Source organism: Jannaschia pohangensis (genome assembly GCF_900113875.1).
Taxonomy (GTDB): Bacteria; Pseudomonadota; Alphaproteobacteria; order Rhodobacterales; family Rhodobacteraceae; genus Jannaschia; species Jannaschia pohangensis.
In genome coordinates this window covers 496,006-509,365 of record NZ_FORA01000003.1, presented here as the reverse complement: position 1 = coordinate 509,365, position 13,360 = coordinate 496,006, and the positions used below count along the sequence as shown (strand labels likewise).

At 65.9% G+C, this 13,360-nt stretch carries 11 protein-coding genes; 10 read left to right on the top strand and 1 reads right to left on the bottom strand.

Going from position 1 to position 13,360, the window contains the following annotated elements; translation table 11 throughout:
• The first annotated feature begins 99 nt into the window (after nt 1-99).
• The 4 genes from betI (at nt 100) to betA (ending at nt 5,367) form a co-directional block, all read left to right on the top strand.
• Nucleotides 100-672 (top strand): choline-binding transcriptional repressor BetI, encoded by a 573-nt coding sequence (gene betI / locus BM002_RS13630; protein WP_245749255.1) that lies wholly within the window; start codon nt 100-102, stop codon nt 670-672.
• Nucleotides 669-2,174, top strand: coding sequence for a choline-sulfatase (betC, locus tag BM002_RS13625; protein ID WP_092782065.1), 1,506 nt, complete (start codon nt 669-671; stop codon nt 2,172-2,174). The genes betI and betC overlap by 4 nt, the downstream gene beginning before the upstream one ends.
• Nucleotides 2,175-2,251: 77 nt before the next feature.
• Nucleotides 2,252-3,712 carry a betaine-aldehyde dehydrogenase gene (gene betB, locus BM002_RS13620; RefSeq protein WP_092782252.1) on the top strand — a complete coding sequence of 487 codons (1,461 nt, stop codon included), beginning with the start codon at nt 2,252-2,254 and terminating at the stop codon, nt 3,710-3,712.
• Between the two features lie 8 nt (nt 3,713-3,720).
• The gene (gene betA, locus BM002_RS13615; RefSeq protein WP_092782249.1) at nt 3,721-5,367 is read left to right on the top strand and encodes a choline dehydrogenase; all 1,647 of its coding nucleotides are present in this window, start codon (nt 3,721-3,723) and stop codon (nt 5,365-5,367) included.
• A 7-nt stretch (nt 5,368-5,374) separates the two neighbouring features.
• Here the strand turns inward: betA and BM002_RS13610 are convergent, their stop codons facing one another.
• Nucleotides 5,375-6,394: a LacI family DNA-binding transcriptional regulator gene (locus BM002_RS13610; RefSeq protein WP_092782062.1), complete on the bottom strand. Its 1,020-nt coding sequence runs from the start codon at nt 6,392-6,394 to the stop codon at nt 5,375-5,377.
• 123 nt (nt 6,395-6,517) lie between these two features.
• Between BM002_RS13610 and BM002_RS13605 the strand changes: the two genes are divergently transcribed.
• The 6 genes from BM002_RS13605 (at nt 6,518) to BM002_RS13580 (ending at nt 13,344) form a co-directional block, all read left to right on the top strand.
• Complete coding sequence (locus tag BM002_RS13605; protein WP_092782246.1) at nt 6,518-7,573, top strand: ABC transporter ATP-binding protein; 1,056 nt, start codon at nt 6,518-6,520, stop codon at nt 7,571-7,573.
• A 30-nt stretch (nt 7,574-7,603) separates the two neighbouring features.
• Nucleotides 7,604-8,929 (top strand): extracellular solute-binding protein, encoded by a 1,326-nt coding sequence (locus tag BM002_RS13600; RefSeq protein WP_092782243.1) that lies wholly within the window; start codon nt 7,604-7,606, stop codon nt 8,927-8,929.
• Nucleotides 8,930-9,046: 117 nt separating this feature from the next.
• A complete protein-coding gene (locus BM002_RS13595) occupies nt 9,047-9,958 on the top strand; it encodes a carbohydrate ABC transporter permease (RefSeq protein ID WP_092782059.1) in 912 nt (303 codons plus the stop codon).
• 1 nt (nt 9,959) lies between these two features.
• Complete coding sequence (locus BM002_RS13590; protein ID WP_092782056.1) at nt 9,960-10,817, top strand: carbohydrate ABC transporter permease; 858 nt, start codon at nt 9,960-9,962, stop codon at nt 10,815-10,817.
• A 175-nt stretch (nt 10,818-10,992) separates the two neighbouring features.
• On the top strand, nt 10,993-11,688 hold the full coding sequence (locus BM002_RS13585) for a cytochrome b561 domain-containing protein (protein ID WP_092782053.1): 696 nt from the start codon (nt 10,993-10,995) through the stop codon (nt 11,686-11,688).
• Nucleotides 11,689-11,769: 81 nt separating this feature from the next.
• The gene (locus tag BM002_RS13580) at nt 11,770-13,344 is read left to right on the top strand and encodes an ABC transporter substrate-binding protein (RefSeq protein ID WP_092782050.1); all 1,575 of its coding nucleotides are present in this window, start codon (nt 11,770-11,772) and stop codon (nt 13,342-13,344) included.
• Nucleotides 13,345-13,360: the final 16 nt, after the last annotated feature.

Sequence of the window (13,360 nt, the reverse complement as noted above, 5' to 3'; positions counted from 1 at the left end):
CCCGAGTGTTGACGTTTTCGGCCGTTCGGCGCTTTTTATTGATTGACGAGTCAATTAACACCGACTCGAGCCTGAGTTACAAACCTGCCGGAGTGTGCTGTGCCCAGAATAGGAATGGAACCCCTGCGGCGCGATGCGTTGGTGCAGGCGACGATTTCGGAAATCGCGGCCACCGGGGCCATCGACATCACGGTGGCCCGGATTGCCAAGCGCGCCGGCATGTCTTCGGCCCTGGCGCATCACTACTTCGGGTCGAAGGATCAGATGCTGTTGGCGGCGATGCGGCACGTGCTTTCGGCCTTCGGGCAGGAGGCGCGGAAGGCCCTGGCCGTGGCGGACACACCGGTGACGCGGCTGGAGGCGATCGTGGGCGCCTGTTTCGCCCCGCTAAACTTCCAGAGCGACGTGGTGGCCGCCTGGCTGAACTTCTACGTGCAGGCGCAACGCGATGACGAGACACGCCGCCTTCTGCACATCTATCACGCGCGGCTGCGGTCCAACCTGATCCACGCGCTGCGTCCCCTGACCAACCGGCCGGAGTCGCTGGCCGAGGGGATCGGCGCGCTGATCGACGGGCTCTATGTGCGCCAGGCCCTGCGCAAGGAGGGTCTGACCAGCGCTGCCTCGACCCGCATCGTCCTCGACCACATCGAACAGGGGCTGCGCCGATGACCCGAAACATCCTGATCATCATGGTCGATCAGCTGAACGGCACGCTGTTCCCGGACGGTCCCGCCGAATGGCTCCATGCGCCGCACCTGAAGGCCTTGGCCGCGCGGTCCAAGCGGTTCCGGAACTGCTATACCGCGTCGCCGCTCTGTGCCCCGGGACGGGCCAGCTTCATGTCGGGCCTGCTGCCGTCGCGGACGCGGGTCTATGACAATGCCGCCGAATTCGCCTCGGACATTCCGACCTATGCCCACCACCTGCGCCGCGCGGGATGGCAGACCTGCCTGTCGGGCAAGATGCATTTCGTCGGCCCGGACCAATTGCACGGGTTCGAGGAGCGGCTGACCACCGACATCTATCCCGCCGATTTCGGCTGGACGCCCGATTACCGCAAGCCGGGCGAGCGGATCGAATGGTGGTATCACAACATGGGGTCGGTGACCGGGTCGGGCGTGGCCGAGATCACCAACCAGATGGAGTACGACGACGAGGTCTGTCACTTCGCGAAGATGAAGCTCTACGACTACGCGCGCGGCCATGACGCGCGGCCCTGGTGTCTGACGGTCAGCTTCACCCATCCGCACGATCCCTATGTGGCGCGCAAGGATTTCTGGGATCTCTACGAGGATTGCGCGCATCTGACGCCTCCCGTCCCCGAGATGCCCTACGCCGATCACGACCCGCATTCCAGACGCATCCTCGACGCCAACGACCGGGGCAATTTCGAGGTGACCGAGGATGACGTGCGCCGGTCGCGGCGGGCCTATTTCGCCAACATCTCCTATCTCGACAGCAAGGTCGGGGAGTTGATGAAGGTTCTGGAGGATACCCGGCAGGAGGCCACGATCCTTTTCGTGTCCGACCATGGCGACATGCTGGGCGAGCGCGGCCTGTGGTACAAGATGAGCTTCCTTGAGGGGTCGGCGCGGGTTCCCATGATGCTCGCCGCGCCGGGCATCGAGCCCGGACTTGTCGAGACGCCCGTGTCGAACATCGATGTCTGCCCGACGCTCTGCGACATCGCGGGCGTCGATATCTCGGACGTGGCGCCCTGGACCACCGGCGAAAGCCTGTTGCCGCTGTGCCGGGGCGCGGCGCGAGAGACTCCGGTCGCCATGGAATACGCCGCCGAGGGGACGATCACGCCGATGGTCGCGCTGCGGCAGGACAGGTGGAAATACACCCGCTGCCCGGCGGACCCCGAGCAGTTGTTCGACCTTAAGGCCGATCCGCACGAGTTGACCAACCTGGCCCGGGACCCGGCCCATGCCGAGACGCTGGCCCGGTTCCGCGCCGAAGCCGACAGCCGGTGGGATCTTGCGCGGTTCGATGCGGAGGTGCGCGAAAGTCAGGCCCGCCGGTGGATCGTCTACGAGGCGCTAAGGCAGGGCGGGTATTACCCGTGGGACTACCAGCCGCTGCGCGTCGCGTCCGAGCGGTACATGCGCAACCATATGGATCTGAACGTCCTGGAAGACAACCAGAGGTTCCCGCGGGGTGAATGAGCGCCGGGGGCCAGCCCCCGGACCCCCGGAGTATTTCCAAAGCAGAGAAGACCGGGACGACCCCGGCGGAGACCGAGATGACCCGACCCGACGCCCAACCGACCGCCAGCCATTTCATCGACGGGGCCTATGTGGAGGACACGGGCGGCGACGCCATTCCCGTGATCTATCCCGCAACCGGCGAAACCGTCGCGACCGTTCATGCCGCCACCCCTGCCGTTGTCGAGCGGGCGCTGGCTTCGGCGGTGCGGGCGCAGGTCGAATGGGCCGCGATGGCGCCGGTCGCCCGGGGCCGGATCCTGCGGCGGGCCGCCGACCTGATCCGGGCGCGGAACCGGGAGCTGTCGGTGCTCGAGACGCTGGATACCGGCAAGCCGCTGCAGGAGACGCTGGTCGCCGACGCGATGTCGGGCGCCGATGCGCTGGAGTATTTCGGGGGGCTGGCCGCCGATGTGACCGGCGCGACGATGCAGTTCGGTGGCGACTGGGCCTATACGATCCGCAAGCCCCTGGGCGTCTGCGTCGGGATCGGGGCCTGGAATTACCCCACCCAGATCGCCTGCTGGAAGGCGGCTCCGGCCCTCGCCACCGGAAATGCGATGGTCTTCAAGCCGTCCGAGACGACGCCCCTCTGCGCGCTCAAGGTGGCGGAAATCCTGCATGAGGCGGGCCTGCCTGCGGGCCTGTTCAACGTGGTGCAGGGGAGGGGGCCGGTCGGCGCGGCCCTGACCACCGATGCCCGTGTCGCCAAGGTATCGCTGACGGGATCGGTGCCGACGGGCCGCAAGGTCGCCGCTGCCGCCGCCGGTGCGATGAAGCATGTGACGATGGAACTGGGCGGCAAATCCCCGATCCTGATCTTTGAGGATGCCGATATGGACGATGCCGTTTCGGGCGCGATCAACGGCAATTTCTATTCCTCGGGGCAGGTCTGCTCCAACGGGACGCGCGTCTTCGTCCACGAAAGCATCGCCGCCGATTTCCTGGCTCGCCTGACGGAGCGGGTGGCGACGGCCACTCTGGGCGATCCGCTGGACGAGGCGGTGAACTTCGGGCCGATGACCACCGAGGCGCAGCTCGACATCGTCCTGGGCCACATCGCCCGCGCCCGGGCCGAGGGGGCGACCGTCGCCGCAGGTGGCAGCCGACTGGACCGACCCGGGTTCTGGATCGGGCCGACGATCCTGACCGATCTGACCGACGACATGGCCTGCGTGCGCGAGGAAATCTTCGGACCTGTCATGTCGGTCCTGACCTTTCGGGACGAGGCCGAGGCGCTGGCCCGCGCCAATGCCACCGACTTCGGGCTGAGCGCCGGGGTCTTCACCCGCGACCTCGCCCGCGCCCACCGGATTGCCGCCGCGCTGGAGGCGGGGACGATCTGGATCAACCAATACAACCTGACCCCGGCCGGTATGCCCTTCGGCGGCTCCAAGGCATCGGGCATCGGGCGTGAAAACGCCCGCATGGCGATGGACCACTTTACCGAGGCGCAGACCATCTATGTCGGCATGGGGCCGGTGGACTCGGCCTACTGATGACGCGGATGATTGCCGACTATGTGATCGTGGGGGCGGGGTCGGCGGGCTGCGCCATCGCGTATCGTCTGGTCGAGGCCGGGAAGACCGTTCTGGTGGTGGAATTCGGCGGCACCGATGCCGGACCGCTGATCCAGATGCCGGGCGCGCTGTCGTTTCCGATGAACATGTCGCGCTATGACTGGGGGTTCCGGTCGGAGCCCGAGCCGCATCTGGGCGGGCGCGTGCTGGCGACACCGCGTGGCAAGGTGATCGGCGGGTCGAGCAGCATCAACGGCATGGTCTATGTTCGCGGCCATGCGCGCGACTTCGACCACTGGGCCGACAGCGGGGCTGCGGGGTGGAGCTTTGCGGATGTCCTTCCGTATTTCAAGCGGATGGAGAATTGGACCGACGGAGGCCATGGCGGCGATCCGGCGTGGCGGGGGACGGACGGGCCGCTGCACGTCAGCCGGGGGACGCGGGAAAACCCGCTCTACCGCGCCTTCGTGGAGGCAGGGCAACAGGCGGGCTATCCGATCACCGACGACTACAACGGCGCGCAGCAGGAGGGTTTCGGCCCGATGGAGCAGACGGTCCATCGCGGGCGGCGCTGGTCGGCGGCCAATGCCTATCTGAAACCGGCTCGGGCCTCGGGTCTGCTGGATGTCGTCCGGGGGTTGGCCGCCAGGATCGAGTTCACCGAGGGGCGCGCAACCGGGGTCCGGCTGGTCGGGGGTCAATTGGTCGAGGCGCGGGCCGAGGTCATCCTCGCCGCCTCCTCGATCAATTCGCCCAAGCTTCTGATGCTGTCGGGCATCGGCCCGGCGGCGCATCTGGCAGACCACGGGATCGAGGTGCGCGCCGACAGGCCCGGTGTTGGTCAGAACCTGCAAGACCATCTGGAGATGTATATCCAGATGGCGGCCAGCCAGCCGATCACGCTGTTCAGGTACTGGAACCTTCTGGGCAAGGCCTATGTCGGGGCGCGCTGGCTGCTGACGCGGACGGGGCCGGGGGCGACCAACAACTTCGAGAGCGCGGGTTTCATCCGCAGCCGGGCCGGCGTCGACTATCCCGATCTGCAATTCCATTTCCTGCCACTGGCCGTGCGTTATGACGGCAAGGTCGCCGCCGAGGGACACGGCTTCCAGGCCCATGTCGGACCCATGCGTTCGGCCTCGCGCGGGGCGATCACCCTGCGCTCCTCCGACCCGGAGGAGGCCCCGCGCATCCGCTTCAACTACATGTCCGATCCGCAGGATTGGGTCGACTTCCGCACGGCCATCCGCCTGACGCGGGAAATCTTCGCGCAGGAGGCATTCGCCCCCTTCCGCCGTCACGAGATCCAGCCGGGCGAGGATGTGCAGAGCGACGCCGACCTGGACGAGGCGATCCGCCAGCATACGGAATCGGCCTATCATCCCTGCGGCACCTGCAAGATGGGGGCGACGGATGATCCGATGGCCGTGGTCGACCCCGAATGCCGCGTGATCGGGGTGGACGGGCTGCGCGTCGCCGACAGCTCGATCTTCCCGCGCATCACCAATGGCAACCTGAACGGACCGTCGATCATGACGGGCGAGAAGGCCGCCGATCACATCCTGGGCCGGTCCCTGCCACGGTCGAATGCGCGGCCCTGGATCCACCCGGATTGGCAGACCCGCCAGCGATAGGCGGGCATCAGACCTGCCGCGTCGTGGCCCCGGGCAGCAGTTCGCAGGGCAGCACCGTCACCGGCGCGGGCGTCAACCCGTTGAGCCGCGCCAGCAGATGCTTGGCCCCCTGCACCCCGATCTGGCGGCGCGGGGTGCGCAGGGTGGTGATCGGGGCGGTCATCACGGTCGTCAGGTCCAGCCCGTTGAACCCCGTGATCCCGATGTCGCCCGGCACGTCCAGCCCGGCGCGCTGCGCGGCCATCAACCCGCCGAAGGCCATGTTGTCGGTCAGGAAACACACGACGTCGGGCCGGTCCGACAGGTCGATCTGGCCGAACCCCTCGGCCCCCGCGGCGAAACTGTTGCCGCCGCTGACCGGAATGCGCCGCAACGCCTGCGCCCCCACATCGCGAAACGCCCGCGCAAGGCCCGCGAACCGCTTGTCCGCGCGCGGGTCGAATCCCGGTGGCGCACCCACATAGGCCGCCTTGCGATACCCCAGGTCCGCCAGATGCCGCCCCAGTTGCAGCCCCGCCGCCCCATGGTCGATGCCGACGCAGATGTCGATGGGCGCCTCGGTGACGTCCCACAATTCCAGCACCGGAATCCGCGCCCGGCTCAGTCGCGCGTGCAGGTCGGGCAGATGGTCCACCCCGGTCAGGATGATCGCGGCCGGCCGCCAGGCCAGCGTCCGCTCGGCCCAGGCCAATTCGCGCGCCAGATCATAGTCGCTCGTGTCCATCACGCTGGAATAACCGGCCTGGTCCAGCGTCCGCCGCATCCCCGACAGCACATCCGCAAAGACGTCGTTCATCAGCGTGGGCAGCGATATCCCGACCAGCGTCGAATTGGTCACGGCCAGCGCCCGCGCCGCCGAATTGGGGAAATATCCCATCTCCTGCGCCAGTCGGACGATCCGCTTGCGGGTCCGGTCCGATACGCCGTCAACGCCCCGCATCGCCCGCGACACCGTCATCAGCGACACGCCCGCCGCCTTGGCGACCTCGTGAATACCGATCCGGTCCGTCGATGCCTTGCGTGACAAGTTGATCCTTTCCAGTGGATTACAGGCCAAAACGTTAACGTTAACGCATATGCTTCAGATGCCACCTTCCCCAAGCGCCGTCCAGTCGAAAGGATGACGGGGCGCGATGGAGGGGAGGCCGGGTTGCCACGCATTACCTTTGACAAGGTCGAGAAGAGTTACGGCTCGACGCTGGTCTTGCCGCCGCTGGATCTCACGCTGGAGGACGGCGAATTCACCGTCCTCGTCGGTCCCTCGGGCTGCGGCAAGTCGACGACGCTGCGCATCCTTGCCGGGCTGGAAACGCTCTCGGGCGGCGAGATCTATTTCGACGACCGCCCCATCGGCAAGCTGGAACCCAAGGAGCGGGACATCGCCATGGTGTTCCAGGATTACGCGCTCTACCCGCATATGAACATCGCGCGGAACATGTCCTTTGCCCTGCGCCTGGCCCGCGCGCCGAAGTCCAGGATCGACAGCGAAGTCAATCGCGTGGCCGAAATGCTCAACATCGCGCATCTGCTCGACCGCAAGCCCGCCGAACTGTCGGGGGGGCAACGCCAGCGGGTCGCCATGGGCCGTGCGCTGGTCCGCGACGCGGGCACGTTCCTCTTTGACGAACCCCTCTCGAACCTCGACGCCAAGCTGCGCGCCAAGATGCGCACCGAACTGGCCGAGATGCGCGACACCATCGACAAGAACATGGTCTACGTGACCCACGATCAGGTCGAGGCGATGACGCTCGGCGACCGCATCGTTGTGATGAACGCGGGCATGATCCAGCAACAGGGCACGGCCGAAGAACTCTTTGCCAACCCCGTGAACCGCTTTGTCGCGGGCTTCATCGGCAGCCCGTCGATGAACTTTCTGGCGGGCGAGATCACCGCCGACCGGGTGCAGGGGCAGGGCTTCGACCTTCCGCTGCCGCCGGGTCTGGCCGAACGCGCCGGGGCACGCGCGGTGGAGGTCGGCATCCGCCCCTCGTCCATCGTCCTGGAAGGCGGCGCGCCGATCCAGTTGCGGGTCATCGTCTCGGAATATCTGGGCGCGCAATCCGTTCTGGTGACCCGCTGCGGCAATGTCGACGTGCTTGCCGAAATCGCCAGCGTCGACCGCATCCCGTCGGGCCAGACGCGCGACTTCGGTGTGCGGACCGAGGAAATCATGCTTTTCGACCGCGCCACCGGCGCGCGAATCTAGACGAAACCAAAAGGCATCAGGGAGGATATGATGTTCACTAAATGGAATCTCACCGGTGCGGCCGTCGCGGTCGCCATGGCGGGAATGGCCCAGGCCAACCCCTACGAGCCCTATGCGGGCACGACGCTGGTCGTGAACTTCCCGGCGCATCCGCACTACGACGCGGCCATCGAGGTGCTGGACCAGTTCACCGAAGAGACCGGGATCGAGGTCGAGGTCGATCAACTCGAATACCTCAAGATGCGCGAGCGTCAGACGCTGGAGCTGACCAAGGACGAGGGCGACTATGACCTGATCGCCTATGTCGTCTTCTCCAAGGCCGACTACGTCTATGCCGACCAGCTGGAAAACCTGGCCCGCTTCTTCATGAACCCCGAACTGGCCGATCCGAACTACGACCAGTCCGACCTGATCACCGGCTACGTCGAGAACATCGGCGTTGCGGGCGGCAGCAAGGGCTACCTCCCCGGCCAGCTCGGGAGCGCGTTCGGCGTGCCCTTCGGCGCCGAGACGAGCGTTCTGGCCTATCGCAAGGACATCTTCGAAAAGCACGGGATCACCCCGCCCGAGACCTATGACGAGCTGCTCGAAATCGCCTGCCAGATCCCCGAGCTGGAGCCGGGCATGGGCGGCATGGCCTCGCGGGCCGCGTCCGGTCACCAGGCCAGCCATGCGTTCCTGCTGCATCTGGCGCCCCTCGGCGGCCGGGTGTTCGATGATGAATGGAATCCGATCATCAACAACGAGGCCGGCGTTCAGGCGGCCAATGCGCTCAAGACCATCGTCGATTGCGGTCCCGAGGGCGGCACGACCTTCGGCCCCGCCGAAGCCGCGGCGGCCTTCAAGCAGGGTCAGGCGGCCATGTTCATGGACTCCATCGCCTTCGCCGCCGGGTTCGAAGATCCCAGCCAGTCGACCGTTGCGGGCAACGTCGGCTATGTCATGCACCCCATGGGCGTGCAGCGCGCCAGCCAGACCGGCGGTTTCGGCATCGGCATCCCGCGTAATGCGCCCAACAAGGAAGCGGCGTTCCTGCTGCTCCAGTGGCTGACCTCCAAGCAGGGCGATCTGGCCGTGGCGATGGAGGGGGGCAACCCGTCCCGCTTCTCGACTTACCAGAATGCCGAGCTGAACGCGAAGTTCCCCTATTCGGCGACCTTCGGTGAAGCCCTGCAATATGCTGACCCCGACTGGCGCCCGATCATCCCCGTCTGGGGTCAGATCAACGCCGACATCGGAACCACCATGAGCCAGGTCCTGACCGAAGGTCTCGACCCGCAAGAAGCCCTCGACGGTGTGGCCGAGCGGACCCGCGCGATCATGGAAGAGGCCGGCTACTACAGCTGGCAGGAGTAACCTCCCGCTCCTCGGGCCGGTCCCCTCGCGGGGGCCGGTCACCCGCACGTCCGACATAGATCACCCGTGGATCACCCGTGGTTCAGACGTCGATTTTTCCTGAAACGGACCCCGCCCATGCTGGCCAATGCCAACAGATTGACCCCCTACCTGTTCCTGCTTCCGGCGGTGGCGGTGATGGTCGTCGCCCTGCTTTACCCCATCGGGTACATGATCTGGGCCTCGTTTCTGGACTGGAACCCGAGCCAGCGGATCGGCGAAGCGGACTTCGTCGGACTACGCAATTATTTCAACCTGTTGGGTGACGCGGCTTTCCACGAAAGCCTGTGGGTCACCGTCAAGTTCGCCGTGCTTGTCGTGGGGATCGAGATGGTCCTGGGCGTGGGCCTCGCCCTTCTGCTCGACCGCGAATTGCGGGGCATGACGCTGCTGCGGACGGTGTTCATCCTGCCGATGATGATCGCCCCCATCGTGGTCGGCCTGATCTGGCGCTACATGTACCACCCCACCGTCGGCACCTTCAATCGCATCCTCGACAGCCTCGGCCTGCCGACCGCCCCCTGGCTTTCGGACGGCGATTGGGCCTTTGCCAGCGTGGTCATCGCCGACATCTGGCAGTGGACGCCCTTCATCTTCATCCTGTCGCTCGCCGCCCTGCAATCCTTGCCGAAATCGGCGATGGAGGCCGCCCGGATCGACGGGGCGACCGGCTGGCAACTGATCTGGCACATCAAGATCCCGCTGATGATGCCGGTCCTTATCGTGACCTGTCTTCTGCGCCTGATCGACGCCTTCAAGGTGCTGGAGGTGGTGCTGGTCCTGACCAACGGAGGCCCCGGCCTCTCGACCGAGATCCTGGCCCTGCGGATCAGCCGGACCGCCTCGGAATTCCGCGAACTGGGCTATGCCGCCGCGATGTCGAACGTGCTGCTGATCCTGCTGCTGATCCTGACGCTGGCGATGTTCCTTTACACCAAGATCACCGAGGCCCGCGCCGCCCGGGTTCGCGCCGCGATCGAGGAGGGCTGAGATGCCGCGCCAGAACCCCGCCTTCTATGCCCTGCTGGCCGCGCTGATCGTCATGGCGCTTGGCCCCATCGTCCTGATGCTGGGCAATTCGCTCAAGATGAACGTCGACATCACGTCGCCCACCTCGTCGCTCCTGTTCATGCCGACCCTGCGCAACTACGAGACCGCGCTTTGCGATTTCCTCTGGTACGAGCCCGAGCATATCCGCCGCTGCGACAAGACGTTCGGACGCGCCCTGGTCAATTCGCTGACCATCTCGATCATCTCGACCGGGATCACCCTGATCCTCGGGTGCATGGCCGCTTACGCGCTGGTCCGGTTCCGCTTCATGGGGCGCGGTGTCACGTCGCTCGGGACGTTGATGGTGCGGATGGTTCCGCCGGCCGTCCTGCTGGTTCCGGTCTTCGGCATCTGGACGTTCCAGTTCGGGATCGACGGCACGATCGGGGGCATCATCCTGATCTATGTCGCCATGAACCTGCCCTTCGTGATCTGGATCCTGCAGAGTTTCATCGTGCAGGTGCCCATCCAGCTGGAGGAGGCCGCGCGCATGGACGGGGCGGGGCCGTTCCGCACGTTCTTCCTTGTGGTCCTGCCGCTGATCAAGCCGGGCCTGGCCGCCGCCGCGATCTTTACCTTCCGGGTCGCGTGGAACGAGTTCCTGCTGGCCAATGCGCTGGCGGATCGGGCGACGCGCACCGTGCCCGTGACCATCGTCAACAGCCTGACCGAATACGATATCGACTGGGGCCTGATCATGGCGACGGGCACATTGCTGGCCATCCCGCCGATTCTGTTCACGCTGGTTGCGAGTCGCCAGATCATCACCGGCATGACCGCCGGCGCGGTCAAGGGGTGAGGCACGGTCCGGTCATAAGACCGGCAATCGATCCAGTGGATCGATTGAGTGCCGAACGGGCAGCGCCCCGGGGTGTGCACGGTCCGGTCATAAGACCGGCAATCGATCCAGTGGATCGATTGAGTGCCGAACGGGCAGCGCCCCGGGACCGGAGCGGTTCGGGACGGGGGCGGCGATGATCGACTGGCTTCTGACACCTATCGACGCGGCGCGCGCCCATGACCTCGGCTTTCACCTGAGCTGGCACGGGCGGCTCATGGTGATCGCCTGGGGCGTGCTGGTGCCCGCAGGCGTCATCGCGGCACGGTTCTTCAAGGTCCTTCCGCGCCAGCGCTTTCCCGAAGTGGTCGACAACCGGGTCTGGTGGCGCAGCCATCTGATCGCCCAGGTCATGGCGCTCGTCCTCATGGTGGCGGGCCTTTGGCTGGTGCTGAGCCGACCGGGCACCACGACCTCGCTGACAGACGCGATCTGGGTTCACCGCGCCTTCGGGTGGGCGGTGCTCTGGCTTGGGTTGATGCAGGCCCTTTCGGGTGCTTTTCGCGGCTCCAAGGGCGGGCCGACGGACCGGTCGATGCGGGGCGACCACTATGACATGACGCCCCGACGGCTGGCGTTCGAGGTGCTGCACAAGGTCGCGGGCTATGCGGCGCTGATCCTGTCGATGCTGGCCGTCCTGTCGGGGCTCTGGCAGGCGAATGCGCCCATATGGATGTGGTTGCTCCTGCCGATCTGGTGGGCGATTCTGGGCACGCTTTTCGTCCTCTTCCAGCGTCGCGGCATGGTCATCGACACCTATGTCGCGATCTGGGGGCCGGATGCCGTCCACCCAGGGAACGCCCGAAAGTCGCAGCCGACCGTCGGCGAGTAGCCGCTTGCACATGTCGGCCAACGGTGGTCCCTTGTCGCGCATGAACCCCGGGACAGGGGTCTTTTCCAACAGGAGAACGACATGCTTCGCACAACCGCCATTCTGACCATCCTCGCCATGACCGCCGGGGCCGCCAGCGCCGAGACGCTGCGGTGGGCGCGCGCCGGGGACAGCCTGACGCTGGACCCCCATGCCCAGAACGAGGGGCCGACCCACACGCTGGCCCACCAGATCTATGAGCCGCTCATCATCCGCGATGTCACCGGCGCCTTCGAGCCGGCCCTGGCCACCGAATGGGCCCCGAGCGAGAGCGATCCGAACGTCTGGACCTTCAAGCTGCGCCCGGACGTCACCTTCCACGACGGTGCGGCCTTCACCGCCGAAGACGTCGTCTTCAGCTTCAACCGCGCCAAGTCCGAATTCAGCGCCATGAAGGAGCTTCTGACCTCCATCGTGGAAATTCGCGCCGTCGACGACTTGACCGTGGAATTCGTGACCGACGGGCCGAACCCGATCCTGCCGTCGAACTTCACCAACCTCTTTGTCATGGACAGCGGTTGGGCCGAGGCGAATGGCGTCGTCGACGTCCAGAACATCGCCGAGGGCGAGACGACCTTTGCCGCGACCAACGCCAACGGCACCGGCCCCTTCACCCTCACCTCGCGGGAGCCGGACGTGAAGACCGTGCTGGACCAGAACCCCAATTATTGGGGCATGGAGCAGTTCCCTATGGACGTCACCAGGATCGAATACACCCCGATCCAGAACGCGGCGACGCGGGTTGCGGCGCTGCTGTCGGGTGAAGTGGATTTCATCCAGGACGTTCCGGTGCAGGACCTCGACCGGGTCAACGGGACCGACGGGCTGGTGGTCAAGACGGCCCCGCAGAACCGCGTGATCTTCCTGGGCATGAACATGGGGGCCGCGGATCTGGAGCGTGACAGCGTCGACGGCGCCAACCCGTTTGCGGATGTCCGCGTCCGCCGGGCGATGAACATGGCCATCAACCGCGATGCCATCCAACAGGTCGTCATGCGCGGCCAGTCGCAGCCCGCCGGCATGATCGCCCCGCCCTTCGTGAACGGCTGGACCGAGGCGCTGGACGCCGTCAGCCCGGCGGATGTCGAGGGCGCCAAGGCGCTGCTGGCCGAGGCGGGCTATGCCGACGGGTTCACCGTGCAGCTGGATTGCCCCAATGACCGCTATGTCAACGACGAGGCGATCTGTCAGGCGGTGGCCGGAATGCTGGGGCAGATCGGGATCACGATCAACCTGAACGCCCAGTCCAAGGCCCTGCACTTCCCGCTGATCCAGAACGACCAGACGGATTTCTACCTGCTCGGGTGGGGTGTGCCGACCTATGACAGCGAGTATATCTTCAACTTCCTCGTCCACACCAAGGAAGGGGATCGCGGATCGTGGAACCCGACCGGCTTCTCGGATGCGGATGTGGATGCCAAGATCGTGGGCCTCGCGTCGCAGACCGACCTCGATGCGCGCAACGCCGATGTCGCGGCGATCTGGGACGTGGTGCAGGAGCAGCAGCTCTATCTGCCGCTTCACCATCAGGTGCTGAACTGGGGCATGACCGATGCCGTTGGCACCGAAGTCAGCCCCGAGGATGACCCGAAGTTCAAGCATTTCACCATGAACTGATCGGACGTGTAACAGT